The organism is Quyinboa sediminis (assembly GCF_042219855.1).
Classification (GTDB): domain Bacteria; phylum Bacteroidota; class Bacteroidia; order Bacteroidales; family UBA5342; genus JBHJHP01.
In genome coordinates, this window is record NZ_JBHJHP010000002.1 from 658,417 (window position 1) to 681,785 (window position 23,369).

General features: G+C 41.5%; 24 protein-coding genes. 6 read left to right on the forward strand and 18 right to left on the reverse strand.

Annotated elements, in window-relative coordinates:
* Positions 1-30 precede the first annotated feature (30 nt).
* Positions 31-396: a DsrE family protein gene (locus ACE1EF_RS07780; RefSeq protein ID WP_375720073.1), complete on the reverse strand. Its 366-nt coding sequence runs from the start codon at positions 394-396 to the stop codon at positions 31-33.
* 96 nt (positions 397-492) lie between these two features.
* The gene (locus tag ACE1EF_RS07785; RefSeq protein ID WP_375720074.1) at positions 493-966 is read right to left on the reverse strand and encodes an FKBP-type peptidyl-prolyl cis-trans isomerase; all 474 of its coding nucleotides are present in this window, start codon (positions 964-966) and stop codon (positions 493-495) included.
* A 187-nt stretch (positions 967-1,153) separates the two neighbouring features.
* On the opposite strand from ACE1EF_RS07785, the gene ACE1EF_RS07790 reads away from it, so the two are divergent.
* Positions 1,154-2,017, forward strand: a complete 864-nt coding sequence (locus ACE1EF_RS07790; RefSeq protein WP_375720075.1) for a DUF4861 family protein — start codon at positions 1,154-1,156, stop codon at positions 2,015-2,017.
* Between the two features lie 88 nt (positions 2,018-2,105).
* Here ACE1EF_RS07790 and ACE1EF_RS07795 read toward each other — a convergent pair whose 3' ends face one another.
* Complete coding sequence (locus tag ACE1EF_RS07795) at positions 2,106-2,921, reverse strand: toxin-antitoxin system YwqK family antitoxin (protein WP_375720076.1); 816 nt, start codon at positions 2,919-2,921, stop codon at positions 2,106-2,108.
* A gap of 20 nt (positions 2,922-2,941) precedes the next feature.
* Complete coding sequence (locus tag ACE1EF_RS07800; RefSeq protein ID WP_375720077.1) at positions 2,942-3,817, reverse strand: tetratricopeptide repeat protein; 876 nt, start codon at positions 3,815-3,817, stop codon at positions 2,942-2,944.
* A gap of 343 nt (positions 3,818-4,160) precedes the next feature.
* On the opposite strand from ACE1EF_RS07800, the gene ACE1EF_RS07805 reads away from it, so the two are divergent.
* The 4 genes from ACE1EF_RS07805 to xylE all read left to right on the forward strand — a co-directional run bounded on the left by ACE1EF_RS07805 (position 4,161) and on the right by xylE (position 9,247).
* Positions 4,161-4,889, forward strand: coding sequence for an NUDIX hydrolase (locus ACE1EF_RS07805; RefSeq protein ID WP_375720078.1), 729 nt, complete (start codon positions 4,161-4,163; stop codon positions 4,887-4,889).
* A gap of 5 nt (positions 4,890-4,894) precedes the next feature.
* The gene (locus tag ACE1EF_RS07810) at positions 4,895-6,379 is read left to right on the forward strand and encodes a xylulokinase (protein ID WP_375720079.1); all 1,485 of its coding nucleotides are present in this window, start codon (positions 4,895-4,897) and stop codon (positions 6,377-6,379) included.
* A gap of 18 nt (positions 6,380-6,397) precedes the next feature.
* The gene (xylA, locus tag ACE1EF_RS07815; RefSeq protein ID WP_375720080.1) at positions 6,398-7,723 is read left to right on the forward strand and encodes a xylose isomerase; all 1,326 of its coding nucleotides are present in this window, start codon (positions 6,398-6,400) and stop codon (positions 7,721-7,723) included.
* Between the two features lie 135 nt (positions 7,724-7,858).
* Positions 7,859-9,247, forward strand: a complete 1,389-nt coding sequence (xylE, locus tag ACE1EF_RS07820; RefSeq protein WP_375720081.1) for a D-xylose transporter XylE — start codon at positions 7,859-7,861, stop codon at positions 9,245-9,247.
* Between the two features lie 107 nt (positions 9,248-9,354).
* Here xylE and ACE1EF_RS07825 read toward each other — a convergent pair whose 3' ends face one another.
* The 13 genes from ACE1EF_RS07825 to ACE1EF_RS07885 all read right to left on the reverse strand — a co-directional run bounded on the left by ACE1EF_RS07825 (position 9,355) and on the right by ACE1EF_RS07885 (position 21,586).
* Positions 9,355-10,146: a nucleotidyl transferase AbiEii/AbiGii toxin family protein gene (locus tag ACE1EF_RS07825; protein ID WP_375720082.1), complete on the reverse strand. Its 792-nt coding sequence runs from the start codon at positions 10,144-10,146 to the stop codon at positions 9,355-9,357.
* Positions 10,143-10,934, reverse strand: a complete 792-nt coding sequence (locus tag ACE1EF_RS07830; RefSeq protein ID WP_375720083.1) for a type IV toxin-antitoxin system AbiEi family antitoxin domain-containing protein — start codon at positions 10,932-10,934, stop codon at positions 10,143-10,145. The genes ACE1EF_RS07825 and ACE1EF_RS07830 overlap by 4 nt, the downstream gene beginning before the upstream one ends.
* Before the next feature lie 190 nt (positions 10,935-11,124).
* Positions 11,125-12,627 carry an NADH-quinone oxidoreductase subunit N gene (locus ACE1EF_RS07835; RefSeq protein ID WP_375720084.1) on the reverse strand — a complete coding sequence of 501 codons (1,503 nt, stop codon included), beginning with the start codon at positions 12,625-12,627 and terminating at the stop codon, positions 11,125-11,127.
* A 35-nt stretch (positions 12,628-12,662) separates the two neighbouring features.
* Positions 12,663-14,291 carry a complex I subunit 4 family protein gene (locus tag ACE1EF_RS07840; protein WP_375720085.1) on the reverse strand — a complete coding sequence of 543 codons (1,629 nt, stop codon included), beginning with the start codon at positions 14,289-14,291 and terminating at the stop codon, positions 12,663-12,665.
* A gap of 25 nt (positions 14,292-14,316) precedes the next feature.
* On the reverse strand, positions 14,317-16,485 hold the full coding sequence (gene nuoL / locus ACE1EF_RS07845; protein WP_375720086.1) for an NADH-quinone oxidoreductase subunit L: 2,169 nt from the start codon (positions 16,483-16,485) through the stop codon (positions 14,317-14,319).
* 25 nt (positions 16,486-16,510) lie between these two features.
* Positions 16,511-16,819 (reverse strand): NADH-quinone oxidoreductase subunit NuoK, encoded by a 309-nt coding sequence (gene nuoK / locus ACE1EF_RS07850; protein WP_375720087.1) that lies wholly within the window; start codon positions 16,817-16,819, stop codon positions 16,511-16,513.
* Positions 16,820-16,823: 4 nt separating this feature from the next.
* Positions 16,824-17,327, reverse strand: a complete 504-nt coding sequence (locus ACE1EF_RS07855) for an NADH-quinone oxidoreductase subunit J family protein (RefSeq protein WP_375720088.1) — start codon at positions 17,325-17,327, stop codon at positions 16,824-16,826.
* A gap of 20 nt (positions 17,328-17,347) precedes the next feature.
* Positions 17,348-17,905, reverse strand: coding sequence for a NuoI/complex I 23 kDa subunit family protein (locus ACE1EF_RS07860; RefSeq protein WP_375720089.1), 558 nt, complete (start codon positions 17,903-17,905; stop codon positions 17,348-17,350).
* A gap of 9 nt (positions 17,906-17,914) precedes the next feature.
* Positions 17,915-18,970, reverse strand: coding sequence for an NADH-quinone oxidoreductase subunit NuoH (nuoH, locus tag ACE1EF_RS07865; protein WP_375720090.1), 1,056 nt, complete (start codon positions 18,968-18,970; stop codon positions 17,915-17,917).
* A 22-nt stretch (positions 18,971-18,992) separates the two neighbouring features.
* Entirely contained in the window at positions 18,993-20,144 is a 1,152-nt protein-coding gene (locus tag ACE1EF_RS07870; protein WP_375720091.1) for an NADH-quinone oxidoreductase subunit D, read from the reverse strand.
* Between the two features lie 4 nt (positions 20,145-20,148).
* Entirely contained in the window at positions 20,149-20,628 is a 480-nt protein-coding gene (locus ACE1EF_RS07875) for an NADH-quinone oxidoreductase subunit C (protein ID WP_375720092.1), read from the reverse strand.
* Positions 20,629-20,639: 11 nt separating this feature from the next.
* Positions 20,640-21,170 (reverse strand): NADH-quinone oxidoreductase subunit B, encoded by a 531-nt coding sequence (locus tag ACE1EF_RS07880; RefSeq protein ID WP_375720093.1) that lies wholly within the window; start codon positions 21,168-21,170, stop codon positions 20,640-20,642.
* A 2-nt stretch (positions 21,171-21,172) separates the two neighbouring features.
* Positions 21,173-21,586, reverse strand: a complete 414-nt coding sequence (locus tag ACE1EF_RS07885) for an NADH-quinone oxidoreductase subunit A (RefSeq protein ID WP_375720094.1) — start codon at positions 21,584-21,586, stop codon at positions 21,173-21,175.
* Between the two features lie 373 nt (positions 21,587-21,959).
* On the opposite strand from ACE1EF_RS07885, the gene ACE1EF_RS07890 reads away from it, so the two are divergent.
* The gene (locus tag ACE1EF_RS07890; RefSeq protein ID WP_375720095.1) at positions 21,960-22,232 is read left to right on the forward strand and encodes an acylphosphatase; all 273 of its coding nucleotides are present in this window, start codon (positions 21,960-21,962) and stop codon (positions 22,230-22,232) included.
* Between the two features lie 62 nt (positions 22,233-22,294).
* On the opposite strand, the gene ACE1EF_RS07895 is transcribed toward ACE1EF_RS07890, so the two are convergent.
* Entirely contained in the window at positions 22,295-23,311 is a 1,017-nt protein-coding gene (locus ACE1EF_RS07895) for a zinc-binding alcohol dehydrogenase family protein (protein ID WP_375720096.1), read from the reverse strand.
* Positions 23,312-23,369: the final 58 nt, after the last annotated feature.

The following is a 23,369-nucleotide window of genomic DNA, read 5'->3' on the forward strand; positions in this document are numbered from 1 at the left end:
ATCCCCTTTTCTATGCCGTATTATGGTGTGTTAAAAGGTTACAACATGTCTTCCCGATTTAATGTACTTTGTGGTAAGTTCCCCGACATAACGGACTTCAATTCCCATTCCGGTCAGTTCTTCAGTAATTTCATAATCGTCAGAGCATGATTTACATGCCAGTACTTTAACACCGCTGTCAATATTCTTCTGGAGAAAGTTTCTTACTAGACTGTCCTCAGACAGAAGTTTGGCTGATGGCCCCCAGACAATAAGCGTAACTTCCTGCCACCAACCCTGGGTTATTGACTTATATGTAAACAGGAGCACTGTTCTAAGCGCCACTTCACGCTCACCACTTGACCAGACTACCACAAGTTTTTCACTGTCAGGTATTGCCGGAGATTGTTTTTCCATAATCATTTTATTTAACTGTACGAATAGCTAATTTACAATTTTTACTTCGCTAAAAAAACTAAATGCCGTAAAGTGTGTATTATCTTTTATGTTCAGCTATTGCTTAAAACCAACAAGGTCGACATCAAAAATCAGTACAGACCATTTGGGAATATCTGCTAATTCATCTGAATTACTAAATCTTGCGTCAGAACTGTACGCGAGATGTGACGGAATAAAAATAGTAGCCTTTCCTCCGGGCCGCATTTTCTGTAATCCAATCTGAAATCCTTTAACAAATTTATCCACCCTGGTTTCATAGATGTTATCTTCATGGGTATTATCAAAGACATTATCGTTGGTTAAATATCCCTTATACATTATCTGAACTGTAGTATAGTAATAAGGATGCATCCCTTCGCCTTCTTCGTGCATAACATAGTAAATGCCGGATGCATCTTTCTGAGCATTGGTAATGTTGTGTGAATCCAGATAGTCCTGTATCTCCTGGTCGTCCATTCGGCTGTGATCCTTATCGCATGCGGCAAACATGAGTGTTGCCAGTAAAATCAATAGATAGTTTAATTTCATCTGTTTAAATTTTCTTCTGTTTTTAAAAATCAAAGATATTAAAAAGACGCATAACTCAGGAATTTGATACATAATTTGACAGATTCATGCATCACTGTTCACATCGGCGTTTTTTATTATCTTTAGAGTTAGAATTCAGGATTCACAATTCCTGATCAGAATTAACGATAACTCAAAATAATATAATATGAAAAGAATAGTAACAGGTTTTCTTCTATGTGCGATTTTTGTGGCTGGCGCAGCCCAGAATAAAACGGATATCAGCCTGAGTAAAAAAGGGAGCGGTGAACAGTTTAAAGAGATTGTATCTCCAACTGGTGATATGTATAAACTGGTGGAACACCACGGACCTGCCGTTGAAAATGAATGGATTGGACTAAGGCTCTACTTTGATTATAAATGCGCGATAGACGTATACAATAAAACCCGTCCGGGACTCGAGCTTGCTGAAGCCGGATGGTATCCGACACCGGAACAGCAGAAGGAAGGCTGGGGTGCGGATCAGTACAAAGTAGGACAAACAGTTGGTCTCGGTGGTGTACGCCTTTGGGATGGGGAAAAAGAGCTGTTTCTGAACCCTGTTAAAGATCGCATTGCCCGCGTTAGAAAGGAGGCCGATTTTTCACAAATGGAGATGCTTTCTGAAGGAATACCCTATAAAGGTGATTCTGTAGATATCCTGATCAGGGTAACTGTATTCTCCGGTTTCAGAGAGGCCAAAGTGGAAGCTTTTGCATTATGCGATAAACCGGTAGAATTTCTGACCGGTATCAACTACTTTCCTACAACAAAAACAGCAAAGGGTGAAAATTATATCTGTACCTGGGGTATGCATCCCGAAGATGTGGCTGCATATCAGCTTAATATCGGTGGGGCCATCATTTATAATCCGGACGATTATTCCAGCATTAGCAAGGCAGAAAAACAGTATATGCTGATATCAAAACCCACAAAATACCTTGCAACCTGGGTGACCTCTGCCTGTGAAAAGGAAAAGGATTTTAAAACGATGGATCAGTTTGTGGAATATGTTAAAGAAAAAGCAAAATAAATGTGGGATACATATTAATATCCACACAATAAAACAAAAAAAGGAGCTGCATTTCTGTAGCTCCTTTTTCTTTAATATTATAATCGTATTAATCGATTTTAATTGTTTTACTTAACAGTACCGGAGTCCCTTTGCTGGATGAGAACCGGGCATTGACCGTAACAGATGGCGGAAATCCGTTCACTTCATAATAAGTAACCGAGGCTACATTATTTTTAGTCACAATCTCCTTCAGGTTTGGATTCTCATACAATCTTCCGTCTGCTGGTATCAGCTGACCCACTGTAAATGTAACCTTAGGTACGGTCTTTCCGAATTTATCCTCTACTTTGGCAAAAACGGTATATTTACCCTTGTACCTTCTCTGGTCATCAGCCCAGACCTTTAATTCGGGCATGGTTAATTGGGTATGCTCCTGATCATCGGCATAATCCTGTGAACCGGTACCTAAAAAGTCACTTTTGTAAGGCATTTCAGCCATTACGCGACCCGAACGGTAATACTTTTTACTGATGCCATCCTTTTTACTGTTTTTGTAGGACCAGTCGATATAAGGTGACTTCCCATCTCCATAATACTGATGTGCAATCCCCTCACGTTTACCATTTACATAGTTAAATTCTGCCTGCAAATTGCCATTCTGGTAGTAAGACCATTGTCTTCCGTGTTTAACCCAGGTCTCTTTGCCATCTTTCATGACTTTTTTAATCTCAACCTTCTCTCTTACAGATTTACCGTCCGGATAGTAGTTGGTATGAATCTTAAAGGTATCGTTATCACTCTCTCCTCCAGCTTCACCCGATTGTTCCGATTTATCATTACTACCGGTCTTCGGTAAAAACTGACATGAAACTGCTGTGAATACTGTAATTAATACAAGTAGTAGCGCTTTTGTAAACTTCATAATTCCTTATCTTTATTAAATTATTGATCTCTGAAACGTTCTGTATTTGTTCTGTCTCCCATTTTAAAATAAGCTGCATAGAGCAGTTTTTTCAAATTAGGATCTTCCTTCTGTGCATAGGCTTTCTCAAGGTAACCGACAGCTTTTTTGTAATAATCATCCAGAATAACTTTGCATTTTTTCTGATAATTACTCCATTGTACCCTGTCCGGGTTATCTATTTTCTTATAGCTTGCTTCTTCTCTATCCAGTTTTGATTTACCAACCTGGTAATAGTAGTTCCCCATGAATACATTGGCAGATAAATCATCCGGATCTTTTTCGAGGATCTGCTCATAAACGGCTTTTGCCTCGTTTATCTTCTTATTCTTCTGTAACGAAACGGCATTAAGGCGCATCAGCTTCTGATTATCCGGCGCATTTTTCAACAGTTCTGATGTTAACTTTTCAAGTTCCGGATACTTTTTAGCATTATAGTAAACATATGCCAGCTTTTCGCCATAATCCTGCGACATGGAAGGTAAAACCTCCATGGCTTTTGTATACGTCTTTATCTGACAATCCACATCATCCTGATCACGACAAATGTCGCCCAAAAGATTAAAAACCTCACTGTCATCAACACCCCTTTCGATGGAAGTCTGAAAATAGCCCTTGGCTTCATTATCCTTTCCAACAGCCTTGGCACATATTCCTGCATAGGAATAAAGCAACGGTGTTGCAGCGTTATCTTCATCCATGGCAATGGCCTGTTTAAACTCTGCCAATGCTTCTTCGTTCTGGGTCTGGTTCATGTAGGCCACACCTTTCTTCAGATGTTCATCTAAGGTCTGGGCGTTTATGCTGAAAGACAACAAGCCTGTTAATAAAGTCAATAATGCAATTCTAGTTCTCATGATTTTAATTTTTAACAAAAATATCAGTTACCTGATTAATAAACAAATTATAATTTTATATACATCCCTCATTAATAGGTATGTCAAATCAGATATCGTTCTATCCGCAATTATAAAATCAAATACTGTACCAAAAATCATCTTTGCTCTGTTAACACACAAAATCTTAAATTATTTGAACAGACAAAACAAAAATAATCCATTATGTTGAAAAACATATCTGCTGTAATGCTTTTATATTCAACCTTTCAGAAAAATCTGCAGACGCATATCAATAATTAACTTAGCGTACAATGTACGTTAAGTATAAAACAGATATATTTGCATCCAGAATTGAACAGTTTTGAAGCTTCTCTCCCATATATCGGTTGATTGTGTCATCCTTGGTTTCGATGGATCAAAGTTACATGTTCTGCTGGCTGAGCGGGATATTTTACCGCATGAAGATCCCGGAAAGCTTTCGGGTAAATACAAATTACCGGGAGATATGATCGGTAATGATGAAAGTCCACAGGATACAGCTTTCAGGGTTTTAAATAATTATACCGGCAGGGACAGGCTGTTTTTAAAACAGTTTGAAGTTTTTGGAACGCCGGGCAGGATAAAGTCACCAAACGATTTGATGTGGCTGCAGCATACCACATCCATGGAGATTGACCGTGTAATTACACTGGCTTATTTGTCGCTTGTAAAAATAGACCAGAGTGAACCAAAAGATGTGGCAGAAAACCTCCATTGGATTCCGGTGGATCACCTGCCCCATCTGATATTCGACCATGATGCTATCATTAAGAGGGCTTTTGAGGAGGTTCAGCGTGAATTGCGAACCGATCCGGTCGGCTTTGAACTCCTGCCTAAAAAATTCACTATACGGCAATTGCAGCAACTCTACGAGATTGTTTTTGAGCGGGAACTCGACAGCCGGAATTTCAGAAAAAAGATTCGGAATCTTAAATATATTGTACCACTGGAGGAAAAAGAGACTGGTGTGAGTCATAAACCGGCACAACTCTTCCGGTTCGACCCGAAATTATTTAATAAACACAAAAAAGACATTGGATTTTTTATTTAAACAACATGCATTTATTAGGATTTGATATTGGAAGTTCATCGGTTAAAGTCTCGCTTATTGACGGCGAAAGCGGCAATTGTGTTGCTAGCTCGTTTTACCCGAAACAGGAGATGGTGATTATTGCCAAACAGCCCGGATGGGCCGAACAGAAACCGGAACAATGGTGGGAGAACCTGAAACTGGCTCTGAGAGATGTGATGCAGACCAGTGGTGTTGATCCGAAAACTATTAATTCCATCGGTATTTCTTATCAGATGCATGGATTAGTGTTGGTGGATAAGAATCAAAATGTGCTCCGCCCATCTATTATATGGTGCGACAGCCGTGCTGCAGGCATCGGTGACAGAGCATTTGAAGAATTGGGTGCAGAAGAGTGTTTGTCGTGTTACCTGAACTCACCGGGTAATTTTACCGCTTCGAAATTAAAATGGGTCAAATCCAACGAGCCGGAACTGTATAAGCGCATTTACAAAATGATGCTCCCGGGCGATTACATTGCCATGAAACTCTCGGGCATCATCAACACCACAGCGAGTGGCTTATCCGAAGGGATTTTGTGGGATTTTAAAGAAAATAAAGTGGCTTTTGCCCTACTGGATCATTATGGTATTGACCCGGATTTCATACCCGATATCGTTCCAACTTTTTCGGTTCAAAGCACCGTTTCAGAAAGAGCAGCCAAGGAACTTGGCCTGATTCCCGGAATAAAAATCGGTTACCGTGCCGGTGATCAGCCCAACAACGCCCTCTCGTTAAACGTGCTGAATCCGGGCGAGATTGCCACAACAGCAGGTACTTCGGGCGTCGTTTACGGAGTCAGCGATGAAGTGAAATACGATGCGTTATCAAGGGTAAATACCTTTGCGCACGTCAATCATTCCGAAGAACAGAACAGACTAGGCGTATTATTATGCATCAATGGAACAGGTATCCTGAATGCGTGGCTGAACAAGAACACAGGCAACAAGGCATATTCATACGAAGAAATGAATCACATGGCTGCATCGGTTCCCATCGGGTCTGATGGTGTTGTAATTCTGCCCTTCGGCAACGGAGCGGAACGTGTTCTGCATAATAAAGATACAGGTGCTCAGATTTCGGGTCTGAACTTTAACCGTCATACCAGTGCCCATTTATTCCGTGCCGCACAGGAAGGCATCGTGTTCTCGTTTATGTACGGAATGGAAATTATGCAACAAATTGGTATTGAAGCCAAAGTGATCAGAGCCGGAAAAGCCAACATGTTCCTGAGTCCTTTGTTCCGTAACACGCTGGCAGGCATATCAGGTGCAGCCATAGAACTTTATAACACAGATGGCTCCATCGGTGCTGCCCGGGGAGCCGGAATCGGTTCAGGGTATTTTAAAGATGCGTCAGAAGCATTTAACAACCTGACAAAACTGGAGACAATTGAGCCCGATACAGCCAACAAAGAAGCTTACATCACGGCTTACTACAACTGGAAATCAATATTATCACAAAAATTATAACTCAAAAAATAAAAAATCATGACAGTATTTAAAGGTAACAAAGCGTATTTCCCGGGCATCAACAAAATTAAGTATGAAGGTCCGGATTCAAAAAATCCTATGGCATTTAAATGGTATAATGCCGACCGCGTTGTAGGTGGAAAAACCATGAAAGAGTACCTGCGGTTTGCAGTGGCTTACTGGCATACCTTCTGTGGTGACGGTGGAGATCCGTTTGGTCCCGGAACACAAATTTTCCCCTGGGTTGGCGCATCTGATCCGATGGAAGCAGCCAAAAACAAAATGGATGCTGCATTTGAGTTTATCACCAAACTGGGCGCAGAATTCTACTGTTTTCACGATACCGATGTGGTAGGTGATGGTTCGGTATTTGAAATTGAACAGCGCCTGGCAAAGATGATTGATTTTGCCAAAGAACGTCAGGAAGCCACGGGTGTTAAACTGTTATGGGGAACTGCGAACGTATTTTCAAATCCCCGGTATATGAACGGTGCCTCAACAAACCCGGATTTTAATGTGCTGGCAAACGCTGCTGTTCAGGTTAAAAATGCCATTGATGCTACGATTGCCCTGGGTGGGACCGGTTATGTTTTCTGGGGTGGCCGCGAAGGTTATATGAGCCTGTTGAACACCAACACTAAACGGGAGCTGGATCATCTTGGTCAGTTTTTAACTATTGCCAAAGATTATGGCCGTAAACAAGGATTTAAAGGCACATTCCTGATTGAACCCAAACCGATGGAACCAACCAAACACCAGTATGATTTTGATACACAGACCGTCCTTGGGTTTCTGGCTAAAAACGGCTTAAGCAACGATTTTAAAATGAACATCGAAGTAAACCATGCCACCCTGGCTGGCCACACCTTTGCACACGAACTGCGTATGGCTGCCGATGCAGGCATGTTAGGATCTATCGATGCCAACAAAGGCGATTACCAGAACGGATGGGATACCGACGAATTCCCGACCAACATTTATGAAACCACAGAAGCAATGCTGGAAATCATCAGCGCCGGCGGTTTTACACATGGTGGTATTAACTTCGATGCAAAGATGCGCCGTAATTCAACAGATGCCGAAGACCGGTTCATCGCACACATCAGTGGGATGGATACATTTGCCCGTTCACTGCTTATCGCTGATAAAATTCTGAAGGAATCAGATTATCTGAAACTGAGAAAAGAACGTTATGCGTCTTACGATTCAGGGAAAGGTGCCGATTTTGAAGCAGGTAAACTGTCTCTTGAAGACCTGAATGCCATTGCTAAAGAAGTAGGTGAACCCAAACAGCTCAGCGGGAAACAGGAAATGTTTGAGCAACTGATTAATATGTATATCTAATAGATTGAGGCTGTAACAAAAAATATTACGTATCCCACTCCAAACCTCTCCTGAAAGAGAGGCTTAAAGTCCCCTTTAGGGGATTTAGGGGTAATCAGCTTCAACTGCTAATCTTTAACAACTAATCTGAAAATTATGAACAAATCTCAAGGGAATACAAGCTTTGTCTTTGCGATCACACTGGTTGCAACACTTGGCGGTCTTTTATTCGGTTATGACACCGCGGTGATATCCGGTGCAGAGAAATCGGTCCAGGCCTTTCTGATCACCAGTCAGGGATTGAGTTCCTGGATTCATGGAGCAACCATATCCAGTGCACTCATTGGATGTATCATTGGTGGAGCCATTTCCGGGCTTCTTGCATCCCGCTTCGGACGTAAGAAATCGCTGATGATTGCCTCTGTATTGTTTTTTATTTCTGCACTGGGATCCGGTTACCCGGAAGCATTCTTTTTCAAAAAGGGTGTGGCAACGATGGGGCTGCTCTATATGTTCAACTTTTACCGCATTATTGGTGGTATTGGCGTAGGTCTGGCTTCGGCCATCTCTCCAATGTATATTGGCGAAATTGCACCTGCGAACATCCGTGGAAGACTGGTTTCCTTTAACCAGTTTGCAATCATCTTCGGGATGCTGGTTGTTTATTTCGTAAACTGGGGTATTGCAAAGGGCCAGACAATTGACTGGATCAACTCTACCGGATGGCGTTATATGTTTTTATCTGAAGCCATTCCAGCAGGCCTATTCGGCATTTTGTTATTCATGGTTCCCGAAACACCACGTTACCTGGCGTTGAGCCATAATGATGAAAAAGCATTGCAAATCCTTGAACGCATCAACGGAAAGGAAAAAGCAAAGGCAATTTTTAAGGACATTAAAAGCACTGTTGAAAAATCTTCTGCCAAACTCTTTTCTTACGGTAAGATTGTAATCCTTATTGGTATTCTGCTATCAGTCTTTCAGCAGTTTGTAGGCATCAACGTAGCGCTTTATTACGCACCACGTATATTCGAAAGTATGGGCGCCGGAAAAGATGCTTCAATGCTTCAAACGGTTGTTATGGGGCTCGTAAATGTCATTTTCACCGTCATTGCTATCGTTACTGTTGATAAATGGGGACGTAAACCCCTGCTGATGGTTGGTTCAGTCGGTATGGCTATCGGTATGTTTGCCATCAGCGGACTGGCCTTTGCTGAGGTTATTGGCATCGGAACACTGATCTTTATTATAGTGTACACGGCTTCGTTTATGATGTCATGGGGACCAATCACCTGGGTACTGATCTCGGAGATCTTTCCGAATAAAGTCCGCGGAAAAGCAGTAGCCATTGCGGTGGCCGCACAATGGACGGCCAACTACCTGATATCTTCCACCTACCCTGCCATGATGGAATTCAGCAGTGGCATGACCTATGCGTTTTATGGTACAATGAGCGTACTTTCACTGATTTTCGTCTGGAAAATGGTTCCCGAAACCAAAGGCAAAACGCTTGAAGATATGGAACATTTATGGAAGAAAAAATAACATTTTAAAAAGCAACGAGGGCTTCACAGACGTGAGGCCCTTCCTTGTATAAAAATCACTTAAGAAAAAATCCACTGGAATTGTAATGTTGATATTACATTTGTCATTTATATTCTTTCTATTAATTCTGTTTTTAGCCAATTAAAGGCTTCACCCTGATTGTATTTAATCTCCGTTCTCAAAAGACCTTCAATATCTCCTATAAATTCAGGGCTTTTTTCCTTTTCTTCAATGTTTATTAAAAATTCCTTTTTGCTTGGTGGTTTTTTACCTGTTACTAACTGTGTATACTTACTGAAACAGGAAATAACTTGGTCATAGTCCAACCTAATATTTTGTCTTGAATAATCTAAATCAAATAAATCTCGCCCTTTGCTTCTCTGGTATAATGCCCTGAGTTTAGTTCCTAAAAGTTCGTTTATGTTGTATGTTTTTATTTGTGCTTTACCAGAAAACCATTCATTTTCAACTTCAAACGGATAATCTACCCAGTCAAGTACATTAAAATGTTCTTTACAATTGATTTCAAGCTTAAGTCGCATTCTTATTTCTTCATATTCTGATGTGAAACGATACAATGCTTTGATTCCATGCCCTCTGTTTTCCGTCTGTCTGTCTTCTTTAAAAAAAGTAATTACTTCTCCTAACCGTTCCATAATAGGTTTGATGGGACCCGGTTTTATCTGCACAAGATCAATATCTTCAGAATAACGGGGAGCCGGCTTAAGGTATAACTTGTGTAGTGCCGTCCCTCCTCTGAATGCAAGATTCTCTCTGAGGAACTCATCTGAGAAGATATCAACCAAAGCTCTGGATATGATTAAATCCTGTTCAACTTGTGCAAACTCTTTCCACGGAGCATATTGTTGCCATTTTGCTATATATGGTTTGGGTATCATAGATCCCTCTCTAATGTGGTATTAATAACGACTTTCCACCTGTTGTTTACAGCTCCTGGTTTTTCATTTGATTTTGGGCTCAGCAAAACCGGAAAAAAACTTGTTTTTTTTAGATCCATGAATATTAATTCCTGAAGGTCTTTCATAATCCCAAGTTCTTCCAACAAAAAACCAAATCTTTGTAATGTACTTTTATTGGGATACCACTTTAAAAGTTCGACCAAATCCGATTCATTTAATTCTTCTGACAATTCTTCAATATTTGCAAGTATCCTGTTAATTCCACCTAACTTTGTTTGATAATGAATTAAATCAACAATTGTCAGGGCAGGATTTGATACTTTATAAGTGCCGGCATCAGATTTTTTGGTTTGTATACTTCTATCGGCTGAATTAGTTGTTGTAAAAAATCGAATATCAATATTGTTTTTTGAAATATCTTTAAATTTAGGCCCTTCGGTTACAACATAATCTCTTTGAACTTGCTGATGTCCGGCCCCATGAAATTTTGCTGCGGAAAAAAGAGCTATATAGTAGTTCCGGTCTAAATACCTGAAAAGTTTCTCGCAATAAAGCTGAATTGGCAGTTTTTGTATAGAAGAAAAGCGGGGAGGAATAATTAAATAAAATCCCTTTCTAAGATTAATAATCTCTCCCTTTTCTGCCAGCCTCAGCAATTCAAATTTTAATGAAGTGCTGTTGCCATCAGTTTCCCTTGCTATTTCTTCAAGCGAAAAGGAATAATCTTCTACTGATAATAAGTATTTGATATATTCTTTTGCATTCACTTTAGTAATTTTTTGATAAAAGTAGCGAAAAATGATACTTTTCTCAAATTATTACTAAAGATTTTAGGAAAAAGTCAAATATTTATCTTTTATAAGACAGAGGTTTTACTGTTTATTTGATAAAAAAAGAACTTATTCTGAACAGTTCACTGCCCAAAATAAGTTCTTCATTAAAATGTTGTGTGTATTTCTACCCTATAAAAATACCGATGGAATGCGTTGCCCAGTCTACAAGTGACGAGAAATAAATTCCGAAGATCAGGGTTGGTATGGCCAATGCAATAACAACAGCAACAGAGACAGGGGAAAACCTTACTTTATCCGTTACCGCATCACTTTGACGCAGATACATGTTGCGAACCACTTTCATGTAGTAGTACAACGACACCACACTGTTCAGAATACCGATTACAGCAAGCCAGAGATAGCCGCCTTTAATCACAGCCGTGAATACATAGAACTTACCTATAAATCCGGCTGTAGGTGGTAAACCGGTTAATGAAACCAGGAAGATGGTCATACAAACTCCAATAACAGGATACTTATGCCCCAATCCTGCATAATCTGACATATGCTCTGATCCTGTTTTATCCGCAATAATCTGCACAACGAAGAAAGCTCCCAGATTCATGATCATATAGAACACAAAATAGATCATCACTGCAGATACACCTGTGTTATTCATGACGGAAACTGCCATTAAAAGGTAGCCTGCATGTGCAATACTGGAATAAGCCAGCATGCGTTTCATATTATCCTGCCATAATGCCACAAGATTACCCAGTGTCATGGTTAAAATGGATAACACTGCAATGACCGCATGCCAGTCGAAGTTTCCAATCAGATGCCAGCTTTCAGACACAAAAGATGCATCAACAAACGCTGTTTTAAAGAAGCGCAGCATTACGGCAAAACCCGCAGCTTTTGATGCTACAGATAAATACGCAGTAATGGTTATCGGTGCTCCCTCGTACACATCCGGAGTCCAGAAATGAAAAGGTACGGCAGATATTTTATACCCGAAACCTGCAATAATCATGATTCCGGCTACGATTACCGGTACTGTATTAAGATTTCCGGAAATAAGCTGCTGATTGATATCAAATAAATTAAGACTTCCTGCCAGTCCGAAAAGTATAGATATTCCATAAAGCATGATTGCTGACGATACTGCACCAAAAATCACATACTTTAGTGAAGCTTCAGATGCACGTCGTATTTCTCTGGTATAACCCGCAAGGATATAGGAACTGATACTCATGATCTCGATCGACAGATAAATCATGATGAGATTGGCAGATCCCACCAGCAGAAACATACCAAACACCATACCCAGAATCAACGTGAAATATTCACCCAGTCTTGAGTTTTTAGGATCAAGTTCCTTCGACAGGAACGAGAAAATCATCACGATGATCGTGGTAATGAGAATAATCAGTTTCATGAAAATTCCAAAGGAATCAATGACCAGCAGACTTCGGAATGTCTTAATTTCTGCACCCGATTGCTGTAATAGATAATAGCCTGTTACCACAAGAACAGCAAGGGCAAAATAGCCTGCAATTTGTTTGGGTTTCTTAAAAATCAGATCCAGAAGTATGGCCAGAATGATGCCGACAGTCAGTGTTGTTTCCGGTTTAAAGAAACTTACACTTTTTATCAGTTCAGACGTTATAGAAGATATATCTGTCATCTTGTATTCAGTATTTGGTAAAATCTAAGTTGTTTTTAAAGACCTCCGATGAAAACAAACGGCTTCATGAAGTCGATAAAGTGATTTACTGAACCTGTAATTAAGTTAAGCACAGGCATTGGATAAATTCCAAGGAAAATAACAACAATAGCCAGCGGGATCAGTGCCACCAGTTCCCGTGCATTAATGTCATCCGTTTTATACGTTTTTCCTGACGGATCCCATGGACCTTTCCATTTCTCAGGCAGTTCCCCAAAGAATATTTTCTGTAATGCCCACAACATATATCCGGCTCCCAGAATGATACTTAAACCTGATATTACGGTAAGGATCGGGAATGACCTGAAGGCGCCCAGAAATACAAGTACCTCAGATACAAAGCCGCTTAATCCAGGCAACCCGATGGCAGCAAAGAATGCAATGGCCATCACGCCTGTGTAAACCGGCATCTTTTTGGCCAGACCGCCAAAATCGTCCAGTCCGCGTGTATGTGCCCGGTCGTAGATTACACCTACAATCATAAAGAGCATGGCAGTAATCACACCATGGTTAAACATCTGGAAGATGGCACCTACCGTTCCTTCTGGACGCATGGAAGCTAATCCGAGGATAACCAGACCCATGTGACTTACGGAAGAGTAAGCAATCAGTTTCTTGAAGTCCCGTTTTCCAACTTTATGCTGCCCCAGAGCACACAATGCGCCATATACAATACTGATCATACCGATCCAGGCTATCAGATTCTGGAAATAGCCAAAGGCATCGGGAAAGATCGGGAAGGCAATCCGGATCATACCGTAAGCACCCATCTTTAATAGTACCCCGGCTAATATCACTGAAATAGGCGTTGGTGCCTCAACATGGGCGTCAGGCAACCAGGTATGGAACGGGAATATCGGTACCTTGATGGCAAATCCGATAAACAGTCCCATGAATGCTATATACCTAATGGTCGTCGCAGTGCCTCCGAATATCGATCCGGCTTTAAATACTTCCGGATTCATCATGGTAATAATATCAAAGGTACCGGTGCTCTGATACAGACCAATCATCACCAGTAACATGAAAACACTACCAACCAGTGTATAGATGAAGAACTTGATCGCCGCATATTCTTTACGCGGTCCGCCCCATATTCCTATCAGGAAGTACATGGGCAACAACATCAGTTCCCAGAAGATGTAGAACAGGAAGAAATCCAGTGCGCAGAAAACACCCATCATACCCAGATCGAGCAGAAGGTACATGGCAAAGTATCCCTTCACAGCCTTTTTTATGTTAAACGACGGGAATATAGCCACAAAAGATATCAGTGCTGTCAGCAATACCATCGGGACACTCACACCGTCTATCCCCATATAATAATTGATATTCAGATCACCAATTAGCGGGAAACTGGCACGAATCCAGCTTAATTTCTCCACAAACTGAAATGAAGCGGCATCATTTATACCCATCTTGGCGGAGTCGAAGTTGACGTAAATGATAACGGCTAAAATCAACTGAATAAACGTAATGGCAGCACTCGTCCATTTAATCAGTTTCGACGATAATTCTATTCCTTTCTCATCTTTTCCTTTAGGAATAAAAAGGATAATTAGAATCCCCAGAACCGGAAGGAAAGTTATCCATGATAAAATCGGAAAATTGAATGTCCCTTGCATATAAGTAATTTTTAGAATCTGTTAGCTAAATAAAAAAGTAAACCAAAATTAATACGCCCATTAGCACAAATACAATGTAGGCCTGAACCTTACCGGTCTGAAGTTTTTTAATCAGACGACCGGCATAACCCGTTGCATTTGCCACCAGGTTTACAATGCCGTCAACAACATAGTTGTCAAATAGTCCGGTTAGAAAACTGAAACCGCGTGTCAGCCATGAGCTGGCGTTGACAATACCGTCAACAATATTTTTATCGAACCATGAAAAAGCTTTCGATAAACCCATTGTGCCTCCAATAATGGTGGCATTGTATAATTCATCGAAATACCATTTGTTGTACAGAAATTTGTGAACTGGTTTATACCTCCGTTCCAGATTATCTGCACTGATGTATTTAAACTGGTAAATCAGATAAGCCAGTAATATTCCGATACCGGCGGTTAAAATAGAAATGATCATTGCCAGTACATGCAAATGATGCGTTTCTTCCTGTAAAAGGGTTACTGTGCCTGCATGCGCTGCAGTGGCTTCATGCATCTGATGTCCGGTCTCTTCTGTCTCTACCTCATGTCCTGTGGAATGTACAGCTTCTGCTTCATGATGCTCCTCAGGAATCAGAAAGCTGAACTGGTATTCAGCCGGAACAACGGTTGCAGGCTGTTCAATTTTCTTTTCGAACCAACCCTGCGAAGCGTTAAACGGATTGGGTGAATATATGAACCAAAACGACAGAAAGGCCAGAATGACAAGTGGTGTGACAATGCGCCAGTTATTTTCTTTAACCTTTGTCGCCACTTCGGTTTTGTGCTCACCATGAAAGGCCAGAATGGTTAAACGGAACATGTAGAATGCGGTCATGCCAGCTGCGGCAAATCCCAGAAAAGGAATGATCCAGTGCCATCCGCCACTCAGTTTGGCATATGCCAGCGTCCCTGCGAGGATGCCGTCCTTACTCAGAAATCCGGAGGTAAATGGTATACCTGAAAGTGCCAGGGTGACGACCATAAATGTACGGTAGGTCCATGGCATATTTTTACGCAGGCCTCCCATATTATTGATGTCCTGTGGATCGGTATGATGATCGTGCATATGATGCATGGATTCGTGCATGGCATGAATCACAGATCCGGCAGCAAGGAATAGTGCTGCCTTAAACCAGGCATGCGTCACCAGATGAAAGAATCCGTTGGTGTATCCACCTGTTCCCAGCGACATAATCATGTATCCCAGCTGGCTGATGGTGGAATAGGCTAATATCTTTTTAAAATCGGTCTGAACCAGTGCGATCGTCGCCGGCATAAATGCTGTGATGGCCCCGATAACTGCAATAACAGTCAATGCATCGGCAGTGAACATCACAAAGGCTTTGGATACCAGGTAAACGCCTGCAGCTACCATTGTTGCCGCATGGATCAATGCAGATACAGGAGTCGGACCTTCCATGGCATCAGGCAACCAGACATGCAACGGAAACTGAGCTGATTTACCAACTGCTCCCATAAATATACAGATGCCTGCAATGGTCAGCATGGTAGGATTATCAAACGGAAGATGACCGGAAGCGATACCTGAAAAAATATCTTCGAACATGAACGAATGATAGGTAAAGAACAGGATCATAATCCCGGCAAAAAACCCAAGGTCACCGATGCGGTTCGTAATAAATGCCTTTTTGCTTGCATTGGAAGCAGAATCTTTTTCATACCAGAAACCGATCAGCAGATAGGAACTGATACCAACGAGTTCCCAGAAGATATACATCATCAGGAAGTTGTTTGAAATCACGATTCCAAGCATAGAGAAGGTAAACAGCCCGAGGTAGGCATAAAACTTCGGATAGCGTCTGTCCCCTTTCATGTAAACTGTTGAAAACAGATGCACCAGAAAACTGATCAGGGTGACCACCATAAGCATGATGGCCGCAATGTTGTCAATACCAATACCAATATCGAATTTCAGTTGTCCCAGGTTGAACCACTCAAACCGGTTCTGAACCGTAGTGATATCAGCATATTTAAACAGCTTGTTGAAAGCCAGCGTAAAAGCCAGAATCATGTCTATTCCAAGAATAGTTGTTCCAACAATACCACTCTTACGTCCCAACCGGTCGCCGAAGAAAATGTTGATGATAAAACTCAACATTGGAACCAGAAGCACTAAAACGCTAAAAAACAGCAATATATCTTGTGTCATAACTGAGATCTTCTTTTAAATATTACTATTCTTTTAAATCATCTACTTCATCCACATTCACGTGTTTGAAGTGTTGGTAAATATTCAGAATAATGGCCAGTGCAATGGCAGCTTCCGTAGCCGCAAGAATGATGACAAATATGGCAGCGACATGTCCTTCGATGTTCATCCCGCCAAACTTTGCAAAGGCGATAAAGTTTATGTTGGCCGCATTCAGTATCAATTCAATTCCCATTAATACCAGAATGGCATGCTTTCGTGTAATGATGCCATACAGCCCGATAGCGAATAATATCGCACTGACAACCAGATAATGAACTAATCCTATATGCATAATATTACTTTTTTTTACGTGCTATAAGTGCTGCACCAACAATGGCAAGCAGCAACAACATTGAAGCAGCTTCGAATGCCAGCAGGTAGTTGGTCAGTAACTCGTTTCCTATTTGTGTAACTGTTGAATCCACCTCTTTTGATGCGACCATATGCCAGTTTGTTGTTGCAGCCATATAGATCAGCGATCCTGCTATGAGGATGGCCAGAATACCGGCTGCTGTAACCTGTACCTTTCCAAGCGTGCCCGACTTAACATCTATTCCTGTTATACGTGAGGTCAGAACCACACCAAAAATGATGAGCACAAGGATACCACCAATGTATAGCATCAACTGTGTGATCGCCAGAAAATCAGCGGTTAGCAACACATATAAACCTGCCACCCCAAAAAGGGTAAACAGCAGGGCAAATGCCGAATACATAATATTTTTAGACAATACAACTACCACGCTGAACCCTATGGTCAGGGCAGCTAAAAAGTAGAAGGCTATAGTTACTAAATCCATATACTGTATATCTTGATCTGTTATTTGTCGTCTTCTTTCGGACTATCCTTTTTGGCAGCCGCCGCGGCAGCAGCTTCGGCAGCCTGTTTTTGCTGATACTCAGCAAGCAACCGCTTTTTCTCTTCAATCTGCTCCGGTGTCAGGGTGTGAAACTGATACACCAGCTTATCTCTGTTGTATTCCGAGTATTCAAATTCCTTTGTATGCGTGACTGCATCGGTTGGACAGGCTTGTGTACAAAGTCCGCAAAAGCAGCATTTGGCAAAATCAATTTCATATTTTTCAAGCCATAATTTGCGCTCTTTACCGGTGTGGTAGTAATCCTTATTCGGATCATCCGGGGATGCCTTTATGGTTTCGATGGTAATGCAGTTTACCGGACAGGCTGTTGCACATAGCGTACAGCCTGTACAACGGCTCATTTCCAATGTCAGGCGATTGCGTGCACCATCAGGAATCGGAAAACGTTCATTTGGATATTGAATGGTCACTTTTTTGGCAAAAATATGCTTCCAGGTAATCGTCATCCCCTGAAATGCTGTAGCTAAGCCTGACCAGATTGTTTTAAAATATGCCATTATAAAATCCTATTTCAACATTACGAATAAACTAATTGCAAAAAAGCAGACAAAAGCTGCAGGCAACAGTACTTTCCATCCTAAATACATCAGCTGGTCCACCCTGAAACGGGGCAATGTCCAGCGAATCCATATCTGAACCAATACAATTGAAAAACCTTTAAGGATAAACCAGAATGCTCCCCAGACCGGTCCCTGCATAAAATCTCCGAACGGAGAGTTCCATCCCCCGAGAAACACAGTGGTAAGAATAGCCGCAACAACAAACATGTTGGCATATTCTGCAAAGAAGAACATGGCAAATTTAATCCCACTGTACTCAGTATGGAAACCGGCCACCAATTCAGATTCACCCTCGGGAATATCGAAAGGTACGCGGTTGGTTTCTGCCAGTGATGATATAAAATAGGTTATAAAAAGAATCACGGTAAACGGAAAGATGATCCATTTGGCTGCTGATCCCGGTCCTCCGAAAATATACCAGTTCCAGAACCATCCGGACTGCATGGTACTGATTTGCTGCAGATCCATGCTCGATGTCAGCACCACCACAGATAAAACAGCGATAGCTGCAGGTACTTCGTAGCTGATCAGCTGAGCCACAGAACGCATTGCCCCCATCAGGGAGTATTTGTTGTTTGATGCCCAGCCTCCCATAACAATACCTAGCGCGCTGATGGAACCTACAGCAAAAATGTAGAACAGCCCGAGATTGATGCTCGCCGGTGTATACGCCTGACTGAACGGGATAACCGCAAATGCCGAATATGCACCGGTAAAAATGATGAATGGTGCGGCATTATACAACAGTTTATTCGCCCTGTCGGGAGTAATATCTTCCTTTTGCAATAACTTGATAACCTCAGCAACAGGCTGTAAAATTCCCCATGGTCCGGTTCTCATCGGACCCAAACGCTCCTGAATCCATGCTGATACCTTCAGCTCAGCCAGAATAGCAACCAGCGCATAAATAAGTACAAACCCCAGTGGAAGAAGAATTGCAAAAGTGACCGCCCAGCCGTTTACACCGCCGAATAGATCATATAGAAAGTTTGAATTGTCCATTTATATAATGATTCAATTTATATTATCTGTCAACTTCACCCAGAACAATGTCGATACTACCCAGAATAAGGATCAGATCGGCAAACATATACCCTTTTGAAATTTCAGGTAACACCGATAGATTCACAAAACTGGTTCCGCGCGCCTTAAGACGTTCCGGCTTATCTGTACCGTTACTAACGATATAAAAACCAAGATCCCCTTTGGGATTTTCAGCCCGCATATACACTTCCCCGGCCGGTGGCTTTATTCTTTTCTTCACGGCTTCCTGAACATCACCCTCCATTGGCATCTGTTCCAGTGCCTGTTCAATGATCCGGCACGATTCCTCCATCTCACGAACCCTGACGATATTCCTGTTCCAGCAGTCACCTACTGTACCTATTTCGTTGGATCCAACAGGGATATCGAAATCAAACCTGTCGTAAATGGAATACGGTTCATCTTTTCTAAGGTCATATTTTACACCTGAACCGCGTAAAACCGGTCCGCTGCAGGCATAATTTATAGCCACATCCGCCGGAAGAATGCCAACATTGGTGGTTCGCTTTATGAAAATACCATTCAGCATTAAAAGATCCATCACCTCTTTATTGGTCTCACGAATCTGCTTTATGGCACTTAGACATTCCTGCTTAAATTCGGGATAGATATCTCTGGCAAGACCGCCGATTTTAAAATAGTTATACAGTAACCGGGCACCTGATAGCTTTTCCAGGATCCAGATAATTTGTTCGCGGTCCCTGAAATAAAAGAGGAAAGGTGTAAATGCACCCGCATCAAGGCCAAAGGTTCCAATGGCAATCTGATGGTTGGCAATACGGTTCAATTCTGCTACAATAACCCTGATGTACTCCACCTTATCCGGAACCTTGATATCCATGAGTTTCTCCATTGCCATGGCGTATACCCATTCGTTGTTCATTGCAGAGATATAATCCATACGGTCGATGTATGGTATAATCTGCGGGTAGGTCATGTTTTCGCAATGTTTTTCGAAACTCCGGTGAAGGTACCCCAGATGCGGTATCACCTCATTTACAATCTCACCATCTACTTCAACTTCCAACCTGAGCACACCATGTGTGGACGGATGCTGCGGACCAACATTAAGCCGCATTTTGTCTGAACCTAACTGGCTGTACTCGAGGTCTAATTTTTTAATATCGCTCATACCCTTATTCGTATCCTATTTTCATCCCGTGATAGGTCTCGGGTGTTACGTAATCTTTTCTTAACGGATATCCTTCCCAGTCGTAAGGACAAAGAATCCTGATCATATTATGGTGTCCCTCGAAGCTTATGCCAACCAGGTCATACGCTTCACGTTCATGCCAGTCGGCACTTTTCCATATGCGTTCTACCGAGGATACAACCGGTTCATCCTTCGGAACAGCAACCTTAACAACCAGCTTATGCTTCAGCGTCATGGAATATAAATGATACACAACGCCGAGATTTTCGCCATTATCCATACCACTCAGGCTCATCAGATAATCGAACTGCATCTGTTCGTGATCACGAAGTGTATGGCAGATGTCAAACAGTTTTTCGGGGGAAATTAAAATAAACGGATCAACAGGCAGCTGATCATTCATTTCAATGACCGCATCACCAAATTTATCCTTTAATAACTGATATATCCCGTTTAATTCCATGTTATATCGTGTTATTTCGATTCTTCATTTTCAGAATTCAGCTTTTTTCTTTTGTTGAAAATTGCCTGCTTGTTTATTTTCTCCTGGAGCTTGATCATGCCTTCCTCGAAAGCCTCCGGACGGGGAGGGCACCCTGGAATGTAGACGTCAACCGGAATGATTTTATCCACCCCTTTTAATACATGATAACCATGTTCCCAGTAAGGACCTCCACAGTTTGAACAGGATCCAACGGATATGACATACTTGGGTTCAGACATCTGTTCGTACAGAATCTTAATCCTGTCTGCCATTTTAAGTGTAACCGTTCCTGTAATCATGATAAAGTCTGCCTGACGCGGGCTTGTACGCGGAATAGTACCAAAGCGCATAAAATCGAAATGCGAGGCATTCATGGCCATAAATTCGATGGCGCAACAAGCCAAACCAAAGTGCAGATACCAGTTGGATTTACTGCGACCCCAGTTTAACAAATCTTCCACAGTTCCGAGAACAATTCCACCGCCATCGTAAGGATCGTCCAGCTTATTTAATAAACCCATTGTTAATCAATTTTTTTACCAACAACTAAATCTTCTAATTTTGGAATGACAGGTTTTGGTTTTTCCCAGTCAAGGTCTCCTTTCGCCCAAACATAAACAAACCCTGTTAACAGGATAACGGCGAAGATGATCATCTCAATAAATGCAAACCATCCCAGGCCCTTGAAAACCACAGCCCAGGGAAGAAGAAAGACGATTTCAACATCGAATAAAAGGAACACCAGTGCGATAACATAGAACCGCACATTGAATTTTATCCATGGTTCTCCAATCGGAATTTCTCCACACTCATATGTCGAATTTTTTACCGGATTGGGATGACTGGGACGTACGAGGTAGGATGCCGCAAATCCAATGCCTACAAAAACAAAACCCAGGATAACGAATAGTAATATAATACCGTAATTTGAAAGCATAACCTGTTAACTTGACGTTATTTATTTTTGTTAACTGTCTGACAATGTTGTGTTTATATCGACCGGCAGCTTGTTTTTTTGAACCATCAAATATATATTTTTTTTAAAAATCTAAACACCGAAATGAACTTTTTATATGTAGATATGTTGATTTATCGATTTAATCTGCATTTTTATCCTACCTTAAAAATAGTGTAACATCCAATGAATCTGTTTTTTATGATTTTAACACTTGTAACTAATTTAGAATCAAACTAAAAAGCGATTTGGTAATTTATTTTAAGACCAAATAACAGATAAAAAAATGAAATGGATTTTGTACCGATGAATAGTCAAACTTTATAAACTGAAAAAGTCTCCCTAAATTTATTGTATGAACAAACATTTGAAGATAACTATTTCCGGGGAAGTACAAGGTGTTGGATTCAGGATGCATGCCAGAAGTGTAGCCCATGATCTGAGCATCTGCGGGTTTATCAAAAACCAACCTGACGAGACGGTATTTATTGAAGCAGAAGGGAGTAACCACCAGCTGCTGCAATTTACCAACTGGTGCCGGACAGGACCGGCCCATGCCACCGTAGAGGATGTATCGATTGAAGAAACCAGTTGGGTCGGTTTTAAATCGTTTGAAATCAGAAGATAGCATTCAAGGTGACGAGGTAATAACGTGACGGTGTGAAGTGTAACCTGTAACCCGTAACCTGTTTAAAATTCCACCATTATTTTTAAGACCTCTCCAGTATGTTCTGACCAGTATTTAACGGTTTCAGACGCCTGTTCTACAGTAATCGTTTTTGTGATTAACAGATTCTCATCCAGATCGCTGCTCTTCAGATATTTAATCACCGCTTCAAAGTCGGACGGATTGGCGTTACGTGATCCCATGATTTTCAGTTCCTTCTGTACCCAAAGTTTGGTTAAGAAGGATATTTCACTTCCGGCATAGCCAATACAAACCACCCGTCCTGCAAACGCGACTTCTTCTATGGCTGCTTTATAGGTAATAGGATTTCCGGCTGCTTCAATAACAACTGTCGGACCGTCCCCTGAAGTTATCCTTTCCAGTTCGTCGTGCAGATTCTGCTTTAGTGAATTAATGGTATGAACAGCTCCAAGTTTTTTAGCTACAGCCAGTTTGTCATCATCAATATCCACAGCTATTACTGTTGCACCACGCAGGGCCGCACGCACTATAGCACCTGTCCCGATCATTCCGCACCCCAGAACCATAACAGTATCCAGATCTGTTACCTCACCATTGTCAATAGCGTGAAAGCCAACAGTCAAAGGTTCAACCAAAGCCAGCTGACGGGTCGATAGCTGCTCGTCAGTTAAAATTTTTTGCCACGGAACCACAATATAATCCGCCATGGCCCCATCGCGTTGCACTCCCAGAGTTTCATTATAGCGACAGGCATTAAAACGCTTCTGTTTACATGAGGTACACTGCCCACAATTGGTATAAGGAACCACGGTAACTTTCTGTCCTTTTTTGAAGTTTTCAGGTACACCCTCACCTTTTTCTTCAATTTCAGCAGAAATCTCATGTCCCGGGATGCGGGGGTAACTCACCATAGGGTTTTTTCCCAGATAAGTACTCAGATCCGATCCGCAGAATCCTACATATTTAATTTTCAGTAAAACCTCGCCTGCTCCTGCCTCGGGCATTTCACAGTCCACAACTTTTACTTCACCTGCTTTTATAATTTCTATTGCTTTCATATTCTTTTTAGTATCACGACCCAAGTATCAGGTATCTTGCTTCGATAAACTCAGCAAC

Bases quoted from the DNA above. Each gene is read 5' to 3' on its own strand.
- ACE1EF_RS07780 (WP_375720073.1), bottom strand. From the start codon at position 396: ATGGAAAAACAATCTCCGGCAATACCTGACAGTGAAAAACTTGTGGTA.
- ACE1EF_RS07785 (WP_375720074.1), bottom strand. From the start codon at position 966: ATGAAATTAAACTATCTATTGATTTTACTGGCAACACTCATGTTTGCC.
- ACE1EF_RS07790 (WP_375720075.1), top strand. From the start codon at position 1,154: ATGAAAAGAATAGTAACAGGTTTTCTTCTATGTGCGATTTTTGTGGCT.
- ACE1EF_RS07795 (WP_375720076.1), bottom strand. From the start codon at position 2,921: ATGAAGTTTACAAAAGCGCTACTACTTGTATTAATTACAGTATTCACA.
- ACE1EF_RS07800 (WP_375720077.1), bottom strand. From the start codon at position 3,817: ATGAGAACTAGAATTGCATTATTGACTTTATTAACAGGCTTGTTGTCT.
- ACE1EF_RS07810 (WP_375720079.1), top strand. From the start codon at position 4,895: ATGCATTTATTAGGATTTGATATTGGAAGTTCATCGGTTAAAGTCTCG.
- xylA (WP_375720080.1), top strand. From the start codon at position 6,398: ATGACAGTATTTAAAGGTAACAAAGCGTATTTCCCGGGCATCAACAAA.
- xylE (WP_375720081.1), top strand. From the start codon at position 7,859: ATGAACAAATCTCAAGGGAATACAAGCTTTGTCTTTGCGATCACACTG.
- ACE1EF_RS07825 (WP_375720082.1), bottom strand. From the start codon at position 10,146: ATGATACCCAAACCATATATAGCAAAATGGCAACAATATGCTCCGTGG.
- ACE1EF_RS07835 (WP_375720084.1), bottom strand. From the start codon at position 12,627: ATGACAGATATATCTTCTATAACGTCTGAACTGATAAAAAGTGTAAGT.
- ACE1EF_RS07840 (WP_375720085.1), bottom strand. From the start codon at position 14,291: ATGCAAGGGACATTCAATTTTCCGATTTTATCATGGATAACTTTCCTT.
- nuoL (WP_375720086.1), bottom strand. From the start codon at position 16,485: ATGACACAAGATATATTGCTGTTTTTTAGCGTTTTAGTGCTTCTGGTT.
- nuoK (WP_375720087.1), bottom strand. From the start codon at position 16,819: ATGCATATAGGATTAGTTCATTATCTGGTTGTCAGTGCGATATTATTC.
- ACE1EF_RS07855 (WP_375720088.1), bottom strand. From the start codon at position 17,327: ATGGATTTAGTAACTATAGCCTTCTACTTTTTAGCTGCCCTGACCATA.
- ACE1EF_RS07860 (WP_375720089.1), bottom strand. From the start codon at position 17,905: ATGGCATATTTTAAAACAATCTGGTCAGGCTTAGCTACAGCATTTCAG.
- nuoH (WP_375720090.1), bottom strand. From the start codon at position 18,970: ATGGACAATTCAAACTTTCTATATGATCTATTCGGCGGTGTAAACGGC.
- ACE1EF_RS07870 (WP_375720091.1), bottom strand. From the start codon at position 20,144: ATGAGCGATATTAAAAAATTAGACCTCGAGTACAGCCAGTTAGGTTCA.
- ACE1EF_RS07875 (WP_375720092.1), bottom strand. From the start codon at position 20,628: ATGGAATTAAACGGGATATATCAGTTATTAAAGGATAAATTTGGTGAT.
- ACE1EF_RS07880 (WP_375720093.1), bottom strand. From the start codon at position 21,170: ATGGGTTTATTAAATAAGCTGGACGATCCTTACGATGGCGGTGGAATT.
- ACE1EF_RS07885 (WP_375720094.1), bottom strand. From the start codon at position 21,586: ATGCTTTCAAATTACGGTATTATATTACTATTCGTTATCCTGGGTTTT.
- ACE1EF_RS07890 (WP_375720095.1), top strand. From the start codon at position 21,960: ATGAACAAACATTTGAAGATAACTATTTCCGGGGAAGTACAAGGTGTT.
- ACE1EF_RS07895 (WP_375720096.1), bottom strand. From the start codon at position 23,311: ATGAAAGCAATAGAAATTATAAAAGCAGGTGAAGTAAAAGTTGTGGAC.